This is a genomic window from Collimonas sp., from assembly GCF_039923675.1.
Classification (GTDB): domain Bacteria; phylum Pseudomonadota; class Gammaproteobacteria; order Burkholderiales; family Burkholderiaceae_D; genus Collimonas.
Genome location: NZ_JBDTCG010000077.1, coordinates 45,144 through 62,308 on the forward strand (window position 1 = coordinate 45,144; position 17,165 = coordinate 62,308).

Below are 17,165 nucleotides of genomic sequence, written 5' to 3' on the forward strand. Positions count from 1 at the left end.
CATGAAGCCTGCCTTGCTAGAACTGAACGGACTGTATCGGCGTTTCCCGTCGGGCGAAGACACCGTCACCGTCCTCAACAACATCAACCTGACAATCAACGCCGGTGAAATGGTGGCGCTGGTAGGCCCTTCCGGCTCGGGAAAATCGACGCTGATGAATATCCTCGGCTGCCTCGATCGCCCCAGCAGCGGCGACTATCTCGTCGCCGGCCAGGCCACAGGCGAGATGGCGCCGGATGCGCTGGCGCAATTGCGACGCGAGCATTTCGGCTTCATTTTCCAGCGTTATCATTTGTTGCCGGACCTGGACGCCGTCAGCAATGTCGAAATCCCGGCGATCTATGCCGGCAAGCCGGCCGCCGCGCGCAAACAGCGCGCGCTCGATTTGCTGGCGCGGCTGGGCCTGGCCAAGCGCAGCCACCACCGCCCCAGCCAGCTGTCCGGCGGCCAGCAGCAGCGCGTCAGCATCGCCCGTTCGCTGATGAACGGCGGCCAGGTGATACTGGCGGACGAACCGACCGGCGCCCTCGACAGCCACAGCGGCCAGGAAGTCATCAAGATCTTGCAGGAACTGCACGCCGAAGGCCATACCGTGATCATCGTCACGCACGACATGCACGTGGCCGAATATGCGCAACGCATCATCGAGATCAGCGACGGCGAAATCATTGCCGACCGCTTGCGCAGCGACAGCACCCCACAAGCAGTCTCGCCCGCAGTCGCCATCAGTCTGCCACAAATAGCCCTGGCGCCGGAATCCTCGTGGCGCGCCACCGTCGCCAGCCTGGTAGAAGCCTGCCGCATGGCTGCGCTGGCCATGCGCTCGCACCGGCTGCGCAGCTTCCTCACCATGCTGGGCATTATCATCGGCATCGCTTCCGTGGTATCGGTGGTGGCGCTGGGCGAGGGCTCGCGGCGGCAGATTCTCAAGGACATCAGCTTCCTCGGCACCAACACCATCACGATCTATCCCGGCAAGGACTGGGGCGACGAAAAAGCCGCAGCGGTCCGCTCACTGGTTTCCGCCGATGCGGACGTCCTGGCGCAGCAAAGCTATGCCGACAGCGCGACCCCTGGCGTTACTACCTCGGCGACCATACGCTATCGGAACATTTCCGCCAGCGCCACGCTGCAAGGCGTTGGCGACCAGCATTTCCGCGTGCACGGCATAGAACTCGCGGAAGGCATGTCGTTCACTCCCGCCAGCGTCAAGCACCAGATGCAAGAAGTGGTGATCGACCACAATACCCGCCAAAAACTGTTCGGCAAGACAGATAATCCGATCGGGCAAGTACTCATGCTGGGGAATATTCCCAGCCGCATTATCGGTGTAGCCAAGAAAGAGAAAAACTCCTTTGGCGGTGGCGGCAGCAGCTTGACCCTGTGGGTGCCCTATACCACCGCCTTGACCCGTATCATCGGCCAATCCTATCTGCAATCGATCTCGGTGCGCGTCAGCGATAGCGCCTCGCCGGCGGCCGCGGAGCGCAGCATCGTCAAACTGCTCACGCAGCGCCATGGCGGCAAGGATTTCTTTATCCAGAACAGCGACAGCATCCGCAAGACGATTGAATCGACCACCGCCGTCATGACCCTGCTGGTGTCGACGATTGCACTGATCTCGCTGGTGGTGGGCGGCATCGGCGTGATGAATATCATGCTGGTATCAGTGACCGAGCGGATCCAGGAAATCGGCGTACGGATGGCGGTCGGTGCGCGCCAGGGCGACATCATGCGGCAGTTCCTGATCGAAGCCGTGCTGGTCTGTCTGCTCGGCGGCATGCTCGGGATCGCGCTGGCGCTCGGCATCGGCGCGCTGTTCACCAGCATCGTCGGCGCCGACGGCAGCTTCCAGATGCACTACTCGCTCACCTCCATCGTGGTGGCCTGCACCTGTTCAACCCTGATCGGCATCATCTTCGGTTTCCTGCCAGCCCGCAATGCCGCGCGCCTGGATCCCGTGGAAGCCCTGGCAAGAGAATGAAAAACATCATCATGCGTTATCCAAAAATCGCTCTCGGCGTGCTTGCCGGCAGCCTGCTGGCAGGCTGTACCGCTTTGCATACGCCTTATCAGCAACCGCCGTTAGCCACGCCGGCAAGCTGGCAGAATCAGCCGCAGCAAACTACCGGCGATACCACCCAGCACGACCGTTGGTGGCGCCGCTTCAACGATCCGCAACTGGATCAATTGATCGAACTGGCGCTGGCGCGCAACAACGACCTGGCCGCCACCACCATCCTGGTGCGGCGCGCGCAATTGCAAGCCGGCCTGGCGGTCACCAATCCGACCGTCTCGCTAGGACTCAGCACCAGCAATAGCCGCAACCTGGGTGGCGCATCGAATACGCTGCCGGGCTACCCCGGCGCGCCGACCAGCAGCCGCAGCCAGTCGCTGAGCGCCAGCGTCGCCTATGAAGTCGACCTGTGGGGCAAGCTGGCCAGCCAGCGCGACGCCGCTCAGTGGGAAGCGCTGGCGACTGCGGAAGACCGCGACAGCACGGCCCTGGCCCTGGTTGGCACCACCGCCGGCCTATACTGGAAAATCGCCAACCTGCAGCAACGCGTCGCCCTCAGCGAACAAAGCATCGGCTATGTCGCCAAGATCCTGGAACTGGTGCGGGTGCAATACGACGCCGGTGCGGTATCTTCGCTGGAGGTACTGGAAGCCGAACGTTCGCTGGCGTCGCAACAGGCCAGCCATACCCAACTGCTGCAGGAACTGGTTGAAACACGCACGGCGCTGGCGATCTTGTTCGACGGGCCGCCGGAAACCCCGGACAACGGGCAGTACCGGCTTGCCGTCGCCGCCCTGCCGGCGGTCGACGCCGGTCTGCCTTCGACATTGCTGGCGCGGCGGCCGGATTTACGAGCGGCCGAACTACGCTTGCGCAAAACGCTATCGAGCGCTGACGCCGTTCGCGCCGGCTACTACCCGTCGTTCAGTCTGACCGGCACGCTCGGCAGCGGCAGCACCAGTTTGCGGGACCTGCTGCAAAATCCGGTGGCGACGCTGGCCTCAAGCCTGACCTTCCCGTTCCTGCAATGGAACCAGATGCAATTGAATCTCGCGGTCTCCAAGGTCGACTATGAAAAAGCGTCTGTCGATTTCCGCCAGACATTTTATAAAGCGCTGGGTGACGTCGAAAACGCGCTCTCCGCCCGCAGCCAGTTTCAGGCCCAGGGGCTCAGGCTGGAACAGTCGCTGGCGGCGGCCAAGCGGATCGAAGGCCTGTACCGGGAGCGCTACCGCGCCGGTTCGGTGGCGCTCAAGATCTGGCTGGATGCGCAGGAGACGCTACGTTCCGCCGAGATTGCCGTAGCCGACAATAATCTGAATCTGCTCAACAGCCAGGTCAAGCTGTATCAGGCCTTGGGCGGCGATATGCACTGACTGAACACCAGACACTTTTATTTTTGCAGCCATTGGCTGACGCGCTGCGGATGCGCATCAACCCACTGCTTGGCGGCGGCCTCCGGTTTGGCGCCGTTCTCCACCGCCAACATGACGCTGTCGATTTCACCCGGCTTCCACGAGAAATTCTTCAGCAAATCGTTGACCGGCTTGGCCTTGGCTTCCAGTCCGGGATTGGCGATATTGTCGACATGCTCGGCTTCACCATAGACCTTCTTCGGATCGTCCAGGAATTTGAGTTTCCACTTGGCGAACATCCAATGCGGCACCCAGCCGGTCACCGCGATCGCCTTGCTGTTGCGGATCGAGCGTTCAAGTTCAGCCACCATGCCGCTACCCGAGCTCGGCAACAGTTTGTAGTCCAGCCCGTATTCCTTGATCGCCAGCTCAGTCTTAGTCATCACCCCGGCGCCGGCATCGATGCCGACGATACGGCCTTCGAAAGCCGCTTTCTGCGCGGGCAGATCGGCGATACTGCTGGCGTTGACATAGGCCGGCACGATCAGCCCTATCCTGGCGCCTGGAAAATTGACGCCAAGGTTGACCACCTTGTCCTTCAATTTTTCATAATAGGCGCCTTGCGTAGTCGGCAGCCACGCCGACATGGTCGCATCCAGATCGCCGCGCGCCACGCCCTGCCACATCAGACCGGCCGAAACCGGAATCAGCTTCACTTCATAACCGAGATCCTGCCGAATGACCTGCGCCGCCACATAAGTCGTCGCCACGCTATCCGACCAGCCCTCCACATAGCCGATCTTGATCACCGGCTTGGTGTCGGCAACAGCCACGCCAGCGCTCGCGACACACGCCAATGATGCAGCAAGACAGCATAATTTCCGTATCAGATTCATGGTTGACCCCTATCAATATGCTGCGATTAATTTCTCACAAATAATTGGGGTCGGAGGCGCTCGGCCAGAGTTGAATTTTTTTGAAAACTAAACTGACTCTGGCCGAGCGCCTCTGACCCCAATTATTTGTCCACCACCAGATTGCTTAACGGTTTGCTGCAGCACAGGAGCACCATGCCTTGGTCGATTTCGCGTTGGCGGATGCCGCCTTTGTGCTGCATGTCTACCGTGCCGGAAATCAGTTTTACCTTGCAGGTGCCACACATGCCTTGGGCGCAGGATGACGCCAGCCTTACTCCGGCATTGCGGGCGGCTTCCAGCACATGCTGCTGCGGGCCGCAGACTATCTGGCGGTTGCTTTTCTGGAAATTGATTTCGAAACCGGCCAGCGCAATTGGCTCGCCATTTGCAGTTGCTGCATCGTTTGCTGCGATTGCTTGTCCGGTCTCTTGCTGCAGGGTCTCGAAGGAAAAACTTTCTTCGTGATAGCGGACGCGGTCGAAACCCGCTTCGTCCAGCATGTTGCGCACCGCTTTCATGTAAGGCGCAGGACCGCATACGAAGACTTCCCGTTCCATGAAATCGGGCGCCATCAGCTTGAGCGCCGCCAGCGACAGCATGCCGGTTGGCCCCGACCAGTCGCGGCGCTGGCCTGGCCGTTCGCAAATGAAGCGTGTACGGAAATTCTGCTGGCTGGCGGCAATCAGGCTGAGCTCGCGCTCGAAGATGATGTCGTCTGGCGTGCGCGCGCTGTGAATGAAAACGATGTCGCGGTCGTCGCACAGGTCGTGATGAGCGCGCGACATGGACATCAATGGCGTGATGCCTGATCCTGCCGACAGGAACAGATATTTTTCCGCCGGATGGGCGGCGCAGGTGAATTCGCCGGCCGGGCGCAAAATCTTGACCTTGTCGCCAGCCTTCAGATTGTCGTGCAGCCAGTTCGACACCGGCCCGCCGGGAACGCGCTTGACCGTGATCGAGATGGTATGCGGCCGCGCCGGCGATGATGAAATGGTATAACAGCGATTGACCGGCTCGCCGTTGATTTCCAGCTCCAGCGTGATGAACTGGCCCGGCTGGAAAGCAAAAGCGCTGCCGTCTGGCGTGGCGAAGAAAAAACTCTTGACGTCATGCGTCTCGGCGCGCACCTGGCAACAGACCAGGGCGCCTTCGTTATCGCTGTTCCATAACGGAGGCAGCGCGTCCCAGAAATTCCGGCGATTCAGTTTGTTGGTATCCATGACCGGTCCCGGCAATATTTCAGCTTTCAATCAATTCTCCGCACTACAGTTACCGGATTGGCCACCGGCTCCTCCGCCAGGCCTGCAGACAAGCGGCCGACATACCAGGTGCAGAATTTTTCCACCAAACCTTCAGTAAATGGCGAATAAGGGCCGGGCTGATAAGCACTGCTGCGCGCGCCTTGCTGCGACAGTTCGACCAGCCGTTTGTCCTGGTCATTGGTGGCGTTCCATACCGCGGTCAGGTTATCCAGCTGGTAATCGATGCCTTCGCGCGCATCTTTATGCACCAGCCATTTGGTGCGCACCAGCGTGCGCTCCGCCGACAAGGGCAAGACTGAAAAGCTGACGATGTGATCGCTCATGAAGTGATGCCAGGAATTGGGCTGGGTCCAGAATGACAGGCCGCCCAGATCGGCGCGTTCGAACTGCCCCAGCAACTTGCCGGAAGCGACCTTGCCATCCAGCGTCTGCGATTCGCCGGCGCGGTCCAGCGGCAGCCGCTGGGTGCGAAATCCGGTGACCAGTTCATCCAGCCTTTCTATTTCCGCCGAGGGCAGGCCATCGCGTTCCCATTCGCCGCAGCGTTCAGCCGCCAGACGGTTGAATTCCGCGATCTGCTCGGCATTGCCCGGCGCCGATTGATAGCCGAAGCCGAACTCGAACAACGAAGCCGTCAGTTCCGGATGGTTGGTCGCGCAGTGATAGCACTCACGGTTGTTTTCCATGGTCAGCTTCCAGTTGCCCTCTTCGATCAGGTCGACCTGCTTGGCGATCTTGCAATCCTGCAGTCCATGCGGCAGCAGGTAGGGCGCCATGGCGTCGCGCATCACCGAAAAATCCTGCGGCGGCTGTTGCGCCAGGCAGATGAAAATCAGCCCTGCCAGGTTCTCCACATGCACGGACTTGAGATTGTGCTCGGAGCGATCGAACTTCTCTCCCATATGGTCGGCATGGATCAGCTCGCCGCTGACGTTGTAGGTCCACTGGTGGTAGGGGCAGACCAGGTTGCCGACCGAGCCCTTGTGCTCCGAGCACAGGCGCGCGCCGCGATGGCGGCAGACATTGTGAAAGGCGCGCACCGACATGTCGTCGTCGCGCACCACCACGATGGAGTTGAGACCGATCTCAACCGTCACGTAGTCGCCTGGCTCGGGAATGTCCGGTTCCACCGCCACATGAATCCAGTGCTTGCTGAAAATCTCCCGGATATCCAGGTCGAAAATTTCCGGGCTAAGGTAAAACGGCGCGTCCAGGCTATGGCCCGGCAGACGCTCGGCGATCAGTGATTGGATCTCTTTGGACACTTTCAATTTCTTCTCCATGTGACGCATTTATGGAACCGCCGCTTGTGCAGCTTTAATAATCGACCAGATGATGTTCGCGTAAATAGGTAAGAACTACCTGTGCCTTGTCGGCCGCAGTGCCCTCGTGCACCACTTTGCCGCCGCGGCTTTCGGCCACGGTGGCGGCTTGCATGCGCGCATGGCCGGAACGCTTCTCAGGCGCGGCCAGCTTGCGCGGCTTTGCCTTGGCTGCTTCGACTGTCCATGCTTGCGCGCTGACGCCGGCGGTTGCCGGAAACAGGCGTTTGATAATCTGCCCGCTGTGCAAACGGGCATAGGCATAGCGCAGTCTGGATGGCGCCAGCGGATGCACCGTCAGCAAGGCCGGCAACTGCAATCCGACTTCGCGCCGCCGCCCTTTCGGCAAGAATTGCTGGGCGACGATGGTATCGCTGCCCGGCGTCACCGCAATCACCCCGGCCAGCAAGGGCAGGTTAAGGCGCGCCGCCAACTGGTAAGGCAGCATGCCGCTGGCTTCGCCGCTCTCTGCGCGGCTGCCGCACAGCACCAGATCGTAGGCTTGCAATTGTTCCTGCAAGGCAGGCAGGACATCTTGTGCGTTGGCCATCTCGACCACGCTGATCCTGGAAGCGCCCAACGCCAGGTACTCGGCCAGCGCGGGATTGTCGGCCGGGCCGGCGTGAATCACGTCAACGGTGGCGCCCGCCATGCGTAGTATCAACTCGCTCGCCAGTCCCAAAGCGGCGGCGTCGTTACGGCTATAGCGCGGCACGCCGCTGACCGGATGCCGGCCTATCGACACCAATACAGCTATGCGCTTGATGGTTTGCCGGTTCATGCTGTGTGCTCCGCCTGACGGGCTTGCTGGGCTTCTCTTACTTGTTCCAGCAAAGCACTCATCAGTTCCTGGGCATCGCCGATAATGCTCAGGTCGGCGCGTTTGATCATCGGTGCGCTGGCATCCAGGTTGATTGCGATCACATGACGGCAATCCTTGATGCCTTGCAGATGCTGGACTGCGCCGGATATACCGAAGGCCAGATAAGCGCTGGCGCTGACAGTCTTGCCGGTAGCGCCGATCTGTTTGTCGCGCTTGAACTTGCCGTCATCGACGGCAACCCGGCTGGCGCCCACTGCCGCATCCAGCGCATGCGCCAGGGAATGGAACAGCGCAACGTCGCCGACGCCATTTCCTGCGGAGACGATGAAATCAGCTTCATCCAGTTCCATCTGCGACGCCGCCATGGTTTTTATACCCAGATCCACATAGGCGCTGACCACTCCGGCAGCGCTTCCGGCCGCGTTGAGAGCTGCGCTCAGTTGCCCTGCCGCTTGTCCGCGTCCAAGAAAAGGCAGGCGCGCATCCACCGCATCGGCTTCCAGCAAGATGATCTTCGCCAGATCGCGCCGGGCGACCAGACTTCCCTGCTGCCGGTAAACCGCCAGGCCAGCCTGATTGATTTCAACCACATTGGTAGCGATGCTTGCGGCGCTCGTGGCGGCGCCTAAACGTCGTCCCAAGTCACTATCCGCAATATCGTTATCCGGCATGAAAACGTGCGCTGGCCGCAGTTCTTCGAGCAAGGCGATCAGGATTGCCATTTCGGCTTCCGGTGCAAACAGATGACTGCCATATTGCGGCAGCACGATGCAACGGTCGGCTCCCAGCGCCGCGGCGTCGTCGGCCAGTTCACCGAACACCAGCAGCACGACCTCTGTAGCGCCATCGGCCAGCAAGGCTGCGGCGGCAACGGCTTGGCGGGCATGCTCATCCAGGCTGTCGCGATCGCTATGGGCAACCGCCAGCAGGCAATGCGTAATTATGGCGTCAGCGGCCAGACGCACAGGCTTGACCGGCAGGTGCGCTGGCTTGTGATCCAGCGATAGAAAATCAATATTGCCGCCGCCAACCTGCCCCAGCACTATCCGTTTCAGTCCGTCGGCATTGACCGTGAGCGGGCGGCGCGGGTCAATCCGCCTGATGCCGCCATGTGTCGCCATATCCATGTTCAGTTCTCCAATGCCGCAGCGAGCAGTTCGGCGATATCTCGCACCTCGGGCCGCGGGCCCACCACCCCTTCCAGCATCGCCGTGCAATTCGGGCAAGCCACCACTACCGTATCGGCTTTCACGGCGCGTGCGTCGTGGATGCGGATATCCGGAATCCGCTGCTTTCCGGGGACATCGGTCAACGGTGCGCCGCCACCGCCGCCGCAACAGCGGCCACGCATGCCATTGCGTTCCATTTCATGCAAAGGCAGGCCGAGCAATTTGAGCAATTCGCGCGGGGCTTCGATTTCGCCGTTGTAGCGGCCCAGATAGCAAGGATCGTGATAGGTAAAACGCTGGTCGCGGTCTGCCGCTGCGCGCGGCTTGATCTTGCCGGTGCTGACCAGCTCGGCCATGAAAGCCGCGTGATGCAAGACCTGGTAATGACCGCCCAGTGCAGGATATTCATTGCGCAGGCAATGCATGACATGCGGATCCGCGCTAACGATCCTTTTGAATGTGAACGCCGATAATTGCGCAATCATCTGCTGCGCCATGTTCTGGAAGGTCGCTTCGTCGCCCAGGCGGCGGGCGACGTCGCCGGTATCGGTTTCCAGCGCGCCAAGTACGGCGAAATCGACATCTGCTGCCTGCAGCACCTTGACCAGCGCACGCAAGGTGCGCTGGTAACGCATGTCGAAGCCGCCTTCGCCGACGATCAACAGCACATCGACCGGCCGGCCGGCGCTGATCTGCGTCACATCCAGATCGATCGCCCAGTTATAGCGCGCCCCCAGATCGAAGCCGCCGGCGCTGCCCGTTTCGCGCAGGTTGGCCAGCACTTCCGACCCCTTGCCGGGCACGGCGCCGAACTGCAAGGTCTGGTGCCGGCGCATATCGACAATCGCGTCGACATGCTCGATCAGCATCGGACACTCCTGCACGCAAGCGCGGCAAGTGGTGCAAGACCATAATGTATCGGGCGAGATCAAGCCTGGAAAAATCGGATCTTGCGGCCGGCCTTGATGCGCGCCGAGCGGAATTCCCGGATAAGGGCTGCCGGCGAAATTGGCATCGCTGCCACCTGCCATGCCGCTAACCATGTCTTGTATCAGTTTTTTCGGATTCAAGGGCTGGCCGGCGGCGAACGCCGGGCAGGCGGCTTCGCACTTGCCGCACTGGACGCAGGCATCGAAACTAAGCAATTGATTCCAGCGGAATTCAACCGGCTTGCCGACGCCCAGCTCGCCCTGCTCCAGCTTTAACGGCTTGAGGGCGGTGACCGGGGTGCCGGCGTGGCTCTGGTTGAAGCGCTCAGGGCGCGGATGAAAAGCCAGGTGCAGCAAACCGGCCAGTGCATGTTTCATCGGCCCGCCGCGAGCAGCGCCGACGGTCAGGGTCCACGCTCCCAGTCCCAGCAAAACCACGGTCACTAGCGCACTCAAGCCTGATACAAATTGCAAAGGGATCAAACCCAGTGCCAGCAAGCCGAGAGCAAACGCCGCCAGCATCCAAGGCAAGCGCATCCAGGCGCCGCGCGACAGACGTGCAGACGGCGTGCGGCGGCGATGCCAGACGAACAGCACGCCGGCCAGCATCACCAGCGCGAACAGGGCAATCGCCGTATTCAAGGACGAGGCATACAGCATCAAACCGTAATTCACAGCCACCAGCGCCATCGCCGCAATCGCGCCACCGGCTGTGGCGACATGGGTGCGGGCGATATAGGGATCACGCGCCACCACATGGTGCAGGTCGACGAAATAACGTTTAGGAATCGCCAGCAAACCCAGCCACGCCACCGGCGCTTCACGCCCGGCGCGCCACAGGGCAGCCCGGCGCAGCATGCCGGTCGCCAGTCCCGCCACCGACAGCCAGAACAGGACGGTGATGAGCAGATTGAGAGAGGAAGCCGCAGCGCTCATGGTTAAAAATCTTTGCACAGGCGCAGCGAATCGTAGATCGCGGCGTGGATGTTATGCATGGAGATGCAATCGCCCACCCGGAACAGCAGGAAGCGGCCATCACCCAAGGGTTCCGATAAAGCTGGCTGCGGCTCGGCGGCAAACAGCTTGTTGACGTCGGTCTGACCACGATTCAGCGATTGCGGCTTGAGCGACCAGTACAAATGATCATTGGGCAGGATGCCGTTTTCGATCACCACCTGGTCGACCACCCGCTCTTCCTGCACTTCGGTGTATTCGTTGCGCAGCACCGCGACCTTTTTGTCGCCTTCGGCATAGACCCGGTCCAGCCAGAAGTTCGGCGTCGGGATCACGCCCTGCGCATACAAGCGGCGATAGAAAATCGGGAACGTGGTGCCGCCGGTATCGTCGGCGATCTTGACGTCCGGCGTGACGATTTCCACCAGGCTGCCGCGACTGGCCAAAAAATCGGCGACGCCGAAACCGGCATGCGTGCTGATGCCGTCGTACACCAGCACGTTCTTGCCCGGCGCCACGCGCCCTTGCAAGATATCCCAGGAGCTGACCGACAAGCCTTCGGCGATGCCCCAGGCCGCCACCTGGCTGGTGAAGTTGCTGCCGCCAGTGGCCAGCACTACAATGTCGGGCTGCTCGGCCAGGATCATGGCTTCATCGGCATCCACGCCCAAGCGGCGGTCGACGCCGAGACGCTTGGTTTCCATGTCGAACCAGCGCACGATGCCGGCCATCTGTTCGCGCTGCGGCGCCTTGGCCGCCAGGTTGATCTGGCCGCCAACCGCTTCGCTACGCTCGAACAGCACCACGTCGTGGCCGCGTTCACGCGCCACCCGCGCCGCTTCCAGCCCGGCCGGACCGGCGCCGACGACCACCACCTTGCGCTTCGGACCGCGGCTCTTGGCGATCTGATGCGGCATGCTTTGCTCACGCGAGGTGGCGGCGTTCTGCACGCATAAAACGTCAAGGCCGTTGTATTGGCGGTCGATGCAGTAGTTGGCGCCCACGCACTGCTTGATTTCATCTTCGCGGCCATCGCGGATCTTGATCACCATGTGCGGATCGGCAATCTGCGCGCGCGTCATGCCCACCAGGTCGACCATGCCGGACGACAGGATGCGTTCCGCCTGGCCGGCGTCGCGTATGCTTTGCGCATGCATCACCGGCACCTTGGAGACTGCCTTGATGCCGGCCGCCAGATGGACGAACGGTTCCGGCGGCAAGGCCATCGGCGGCATGCAATTGGCTAGTGTATTGTGGGTATCGGCGCCGGAGCCGACCACGCTCAGGAAATCGATCAGGCCGCTGGCAGACATCGCCTGTGCGATCTGCTTGGCGGTTTCATGATCCACGCCGTCTTCATGGAATTCATCGCCGCACATGCGCAGGCCGACGCAAAAATCGCTGCCGACCGCTTCCCGCACCGCAGTCAGGACATCGATGCCGAAGCGCATGCGGTTTTCCAGGCTGCCGCCGTATTCATCGGTACGCTGGTTGACGCGCGGGCTCCAGAACTGATCGATCAGTTGCTGATGGGCGGCCGAGATTTCGATGCCGTCCATGCCGGCTTGCTTGACACGCTTTGCCGCGGCCGCAAAGTCGGCGACGATGCGGCGGATTTCTTCGATTTCAATGATCTTGGCGTTGCCGCGATGGACCGGCTCGCGAATCCCTGAAGGACTGACCAGGTGCGGCCAGTTCTCGCCGTGCCATGCCGTGCGCCGCCCCATGTGGGTGGCCTGGATCATGATCTTGGCGCCATGCCGGTGCATCGCTTCCGCCAGGCGCGCCAGTGGCTCGATCACTTTGTCGGTGGTCAGGTTGACCGATTTCCACCAGCCTTGCGGGCTGTCGATCGAGACCGTGCTGGAGCCGCCGCAAATCGCCAGGCCCAGTCCGCCCTTGGCTTTTTCTTCGTAGTAGCGGATATAGCGCTCGCCCGGCAAACCGCCGGCGTCCGCATAGACTTCGGCATGTGCGGTGCTGACCACCCGGTTACGCAAGGTTACCTGGTTCAGGGTCAGCGGCGAAAACAAAGTCGGATAGCGCATGATCGGTATCTGGTCCTAAGCGGAAAGCGATTCGACCGTGAAGACGCAATGATCGTGGCCTTCGCCGCCGCATTGCGTCTCGCTGCACACCGATTTGCGCGGATTGCCGGTGGTATCCGACACCCAGTCCATGGCGCCGGCGAACCAGCCGGCGAACATGTAGCACAGCTTGCCGTGTGCTTCCGGCTGCTGCAGCACGAACGAGGAATTGCGCAGCGCGATGTTGGCGCTGGCGTTGGCCGCGTCAACTTCGGTAAAAGAAAACAGGCCCCAGCCGCGCTGCGACAGTCGTTTCAGATAGTGTTTGTAGACGTCTAGGCCTGACATATCGTGTTGTTTGGCTTCTTTTTCGCACCAGTAGTAGGCAGATTTGTGGCCGGCGTCGTACAGGATCTGCGCATACGTTTCGCGCCCCAATGCGGCTTCCACCGCGGTATGGTTATTGGTGAAAAAATGACGCGGTACATACAGCATCGGCAGCTTGTCGGTGGTCCAGACGCCAGTCTCGGCGTCGACTTCAATCGGCAATTGGGGTTGCATCACTACTCCTCAGCATGTCTTGTATAGAACTTGATCAACCCTGAATCGAAATCAGGCGCCCCAGACTTCGCCAAACACCCGCAGCCAGTTCTCGCCCAGCACTTTGCGGATCCGGCCTTCTTTCCAGCCGGCGCGTTCCATCGCCGTAGTGAGATTCGGGAAATCGCCTATGGTGCGGAATCCTTCCGGGTTGATCACCGTGCCAAAATCGGTCAGGCGACGATGACGACCCTTGTCATGCGTCAGCCACTCGAAGAACGGCTTGCCGTAGCCTTGCGTAAAATCGGTGCCGATGCCGACGCAGTCGTCGCCGACCAGGTTGATGATGTAGTCGAAAGCCTCGACGTAGTCGTCGACATTGGCGCCGCTGCCGCGCTTGAGGAAAGGCGGAAACATGGTGACGCCGATGAAGCCGCCATGATCGGCGATGAACTTCAGTTGCTCGTCGCTCTTGTTGCGCGGATGCTGCTTCAGTCCGGACGGCAGGCAGTGTGAATAACAGACCGGCCTGGTCGAGGCCAGGATCGCTTCGGTGGAAGTATTGCCGCCGACATGCGACAGGTCGACCATGATGCCGACCCGGTTCATCTCGGCGATCACTTCGCGGCCGAAACCGGACAGACCGCCGTCGCGTTCATAGCAGCCGGTGCCGATCAGGTTCTGCGTGTTGTAGCACAGCTGCACCACCCGCACGCCCAGCTCGGCGAAAACTTCGATATAGCCGAGATTGTCTTCAAACGCATGGGCGTTCTGGAAACCCAGGATGACGCCGGTGCGCCCTTCCTTCTTGGCCCGCTTGATATCTTCGACGCCACGCACCAAGGTCAGCAGGTCGGCGTTGTCGCGGATCAGGTTTTTCATATCGACCACATTGCCGACCGTGCCCTGGAAATTTTCCCACACCGAAATGGTGCAGTTGACGGCGCTCAAGCCGCCCTTCTTCATGTCTTCGAATACCGGCCGCTCCCACTTGGAGATGTTCAAGCCGTCGATGACCAGGCTTTGCTGGTGCAGATTGCTCATGATGCTCTCCTTAATAAATAGGGAAGCGCTTGCACAGCGCGCGCACTTCGGCCAGCACCTTTTGCTCGATTTCCGCGTCGCCTTCGGGCTTGTGCGCCAGCGCATCGAAAATCTCGACAGTCAGACGGCCGATGGTGCGGAATTCTTCGATGCCGAAACCGCGTGCAGTACCGGCCGGCGTGCCGAGGCGTATGCCGGAAGTGACAGTCGGCTTTTCGGTATCGAAAGGGATGCCGTTCTTGTTGCAAGTGATGCCCGCGCGCTCCAGCGCGTGCTCGACTTGCGTGCCTTTGAGGCCCTTGGGACGCAGGTCTACCAGCAACAGATGGTTTTCAGTACCGCCTGTGACCAGGTCAACGCCGCCCGCCAGCAGCACTTCGCCCAGCGCTTTGGCATTGGCGACCACGTTGGCTATGTATTGCTTGAATTCAGGCTCCAGCGCTTCACCGAAAGCGACGGCTTTGCCTGCAATCACATGCATCAGCGGGCCGCCCTGCAAACCCGGGAACACGGCGGAATTGATTTTCTTGGCGATATCTTCGTCGTTGGTCAGCACGAAGCCGCCGCGCGGGCCGCGCAGAGTTTTATGCGTAGTTGACGTCACCACATGTGCATACGGCACCGGGCTTGGATGATGGCCGGTCGCCACCAGTCCTGCGATATGGGCCATATCCACCATCAGCAAGGCATCGACGCTATCGGCGATGGCGCGGAAGCGGACGAAATCCAGCTGGCGCGGATAGGCGGAGTAACCGGCAATGATCAGGCGTGGCCTGTGCAGCTTGGCCAGCGCTTCGACTTCGTCATAGTCGATCAGGTAAGTATCGCGGTTGACGCCGTACTGCACGGCGTTGAACCATTTGCCCGACATCGCCGGCCGCGCGCCGTGCGTCAGATGCCCCCCGGCGTCGAGCGACATGCCCAGCACCGTCTCGCCGGGCTTGACCAGCGCCAGCATGACCGCGCCGTTGGCCTGTGCGCCGGAATGCGGCTGCACATTGGCGAATTTGGCGCCGAACAGCTGCTTGACCCGATCGATCGCCAGCACTTCCACCTGGTCGACGAATTCGCAGCCGCCATAATAGCGCTTGCCCGGATAGCCTTCGGCGTACTTGTTGGTCAGCACCGATCCCTGCGCTTCCAGCACAGCGCGCGAAACAATGTTTTCCGAAGCGATCATCTCGATCTGGTTTTGCTGGCGTTCCAGTTCGAGGGCGATGGCTTGCTGGATCGGCGCGTCACGTTCGGCCAGCGACTGGGAAAATGCGGGAAGTGTCATTTTATGTGTCCAGAGAAGAGTTTGCGTCATGAGTCCGGATGCTCCGGCGGTTGACATCATTCTTCTCCCAAGCCCTTGCCCGCTATTGACTTGATCTGACGGGAACCTTTCAATTTGCGACATTGCTGTCACTTTTAGGCAAGCACCGGTTTTGTGGGGCTCCGACGCCGCTTGCGCCGAAATGGATCACGTGCACAAAAAACGGGACCGCTTGTGTGGCCATTTGCACAATTCATAAGAAAAATATGCATCGCTTCCTGCGCTCTTGCCGCAATGTCACGGCCTCTTACAGAGCGACCAGCGGCGCGCCAATGCCGGTGAAAATAAAGCATCTGATCAGCTTGGCACGCTTATTGCGGCGCACAACCGAAAGCGTTTGTTAGTCCGCCATTTCAACGTTACATTGTCCATCGCTGATGTTTGCCAACGGAGCAGGTCATGTCTAAAAGCACTTCTACTTCCTTCACCCACTTTGCTTTCATGCCGCTCAACAACTTTACAATGCTGGCGTTTTCGAACGCCATCGAAGTACTGAGAATGGCCAACTATCTGGAAGGAAAAACACTGTACCGCTGGTCCATCATCAGCCCCGAAGGCGGGCCGGTGACAGCCAGCAACGGCCTTGCCGTCACCACGGTGCGCGCCGACCGCTGCGTGACAGCCGATGCCGTCTTCGTCTGCGGCGGCACCGAGATCGCAGCCGCCATCAACGCCGCCACGCTGGACTTGTTGCGGCATCTGGCAAAACAGGAAATGACACTGGGCAGTTTATGCACCGGCGCTTTTGCGCTGGCCGAGGCCGGCCTGCTGGATGGCTATACCTGTGCCACGCACTGGGAAAACCTGTCGTCGATGAAGCATTCCTATCCTGCGATTTCCTTCGCCCCCGACCTGTTTGTGGTGGACCGCGACCGCATCACCTGCACCGGCGGCATTGCGCCGCTGGACATGATGCTGAACCTGATTTCAGGCCAGGTAGGAAAGACCACGATTGCCGCGATTGCCGATCAATTCATCCTGGAGCATGTGCGCGACCACAAGGATCAGCAGCGGGTGCCGCTGACGGTGCGCATGACATCGGCCCGTCCGGCCATGGTGGAAGTGGTGTCGCTGATGGAAGCGAATATAGAAGAACCCTTGTCGCTGGATGAGTTGGCGCAGTTGTCGAACTCGTCGCCGCGCCAGTTGCAGCGCATGTTCAAGGAACACATGGGCATGTCGCCCACCCATTACTACCTGACGCTGCGCCTGCGCAAAGCCAGGGAATTGCTGCGCCAGACCGACATGTCGATACTCAGCATCACGGTCGCCTGCGGTTTCCAATCGGCCTGCCATTTCAGCAAAACCTACCGCGAGATTTTCAATGTGGCGCCGAGCACGGAACGCCGCCGGCAAGCGCCGGTTCCGACAGAGTTACTGACGAAAAAAGTACAACATGCTGCTGCGTTCGTATAACACCTTCTGCCTCATTCCGACCGAGTCATTTCCGACCGAGTCATTCCCGCGAACGCGGGGAATCCATTT

At 60.6% G+C, this 17,165-nt stretch carries 13 protein-coding genes; 3 read left to right on the forward strand and 10 right to left on the reverse strand.

Going from position 1 to position 17,165, the window contains the following annotated elements; genetic code table 11:
- Nucleotide 1 precedes the first annotated feature (1 nt).
- Entirely contained in the window at nt 2-1,984 is a 1,983-nt protein-coding gene (locus ABI171_RS15880; RefSeq protein ID WP_348093498.1) for a MacB family efflux pump subunit, read from the forward strand.
- Nucleotides 1,981-3,393, forward strand: coding sequence for an efflux transporter outer membrane subunit (locus ABI171_RS15885; RefSeq protein WP_348093499.1), 1,413 nt, complete (start codon nt 1,981-1,983; stop codon nt 3,391-3,393). The genes ABI171_RS15880 and ABI171_RS15885 overlap by 4 nt, the downstream gene beginning before the upstream one ends.
- Before the next feature lie 17 nt (nt 3,394-3,410).
- Here the strand turns inward: ABI171_RS15885 and ABI171_RS15890 are convergent, their stop codons facing one another.
- The 10 genes from ABI171_RS15890 to ABI171_RS15935 all read right to left on the reverse strand — a co-directional run bounded on the left by ABI171_RS15890 (nt 3,411) and on the right by ABI171_RS15935 (nt 15,641).
- Nucleotides 3,411-4,268, reverse strand: coding sequence for a glycine betaine ABC transporter substrate-binding protein (locus ABI171_RS15890; RefSeq protein ID WP_348093500.1), 858 nt, complete (start codon nt 4,266-4,268; stop codon nt 3,411-3,413).
- A 122-nt stretch (nt 4,269-4,390) separates the two neighbouring features.
- Nucleotides 4,391-5,512 (reverse strand): hybrid-cluster NAD(P)-dependent oxidoreductase, encoded by a 1,122-nt coding sequence (locus ABI171_RS15895; RefSeq protein ID WP_348093565.1) that lies wholly within the window; start codon nt 5,510-5,512, stop codon nt 4,391-4,393.
- A 26-nt stretch (nt 5,513-5,538) separates the two neighbouring features.
- The gene (locus tag ABI171_RS15900; RefSeq protein ID WP_348093501.1) at nt 5,539-6,825 is read right to left on the reverse strand and encodes an aromatic ring-hydroxylating dioxygenase subunit alpha; all 1,287 of its coding nucleotides are present in this window, start codon (nt 6,823-6,825) and stop codon (nt 5,539-5,541) included.
- Nucleotides 6,826-6,871: 46 nt separating this feature from the next.
- Nucleotides 6,872-7,657 carry an electron transfer flavoprotein subunit beta/FixA family protein gene (locus ABI171_RS15905; RefSeq protein ID WP_348093502.1) on the reverse strand — a complete coding sequence of 262 codons (786 nt, stop codon included), beginning with the start codon at nt 7,655-7,657 and terminating at the stop codon, nt 6,872-6,874.
- Nucleotides 7,654-8,826, reverse strand: a complete 1,173-nt coding sequence (locus ABI171_RS15910) for an electron transfer flavoprotein subunit alpha/FixB family protein (RefSeq protein WP_348093503.1) — start codon at nt 8,824-8,826, stop codon at nt 7,654-7,656. Before ABI171_RS15910 ends, ABI171_RS15905 begins: the two co-directional genes overlap by 4 nt.
- Nucleotides 8,827-8,828: 2 nt before the next feature.
- Nucleotides 8,829-10,733 carry a (Fe-S)-binding protein gene (locus ABI171_RS15915; protein WP_348093504.1) on the reverse strand — a complete coding sequence of 635 codons (1,905 nt, stop codon included), beginning with the start codon at nt 10,731-10,733 and terminating at the stop codon, nt 8,829-8,831.
- Between the two features lie 2 nt (nt 10,734-10,735).
- Nucleotides 10,736-12,799 carry an NADH:flavin oxidoreductase gene (locus tag ABI171_RS15920; protein WP_348093505.1) on the reverse strand — a complete coding sequence of 688 codons (2,064 nt, stop codon included), beginning with the start codon at nt 12,797-12,799 and terminating at the stop codon, nt 10,736-10,738.
- A gap of 15 nt (nt 12,800-12,814) precedes the next feature.
- Nucleotides 12,815-13,339 carry a DUF5943 domain-containing protein gene (locus ABI171_RS15925; protein WP_348093506.1) on the reverse strand — a complete coding sequence of 175 codons (525 nt, stop codon included), beginning with the start codon at nt 13,337-13,339 and terminating at the stop codon, nt 12,815-12,817.
- A 51-nt stretch (nt 13,340-13,390) separates the two neighbouring features.
- Nucleotides 13,391-14,362, reverse strand: a complete 972-nt coding sequence (locus ABI171_RS15930; RefSeq protein ID WP_348093507.1) for a dipeptidase — start codon at nt 14,360-14,362, stop codon at nt 13,391-13,393.
- Nucleotides 14,363-14,372: 10 nt separating this feature from the next.
- A complete protein-coding gene (locus ABI171_RS15935; protein ID WP_348093508.1) occupies nt 14,373-15,641 on the reverse strand; it encodes a serine hydroxymethyltransferase in 1,269 nt (422 codons plus the stop codon).
- 438 nt (nt 15,642-16,079) lie between these two features.
- Here ABI171_RS15935 and ABI171_RS15940 point away from each other — a divergent pair, with 438 nt between their 5' ends.
- Nucleotides 16,080-17,096 (forward strand): GlxA family transcriptional regulator, encoded by a 1,017-nt coding sequence (locus ABI171_RS15940; RefSeq protein WP_348093509.1) that lies wholly within the window; start codon nt 16,080-16,082, stop codon nt 17,094-17,096.
- Nucleotides 17,097-17,165: the final 69 nt, after the last annotated feature.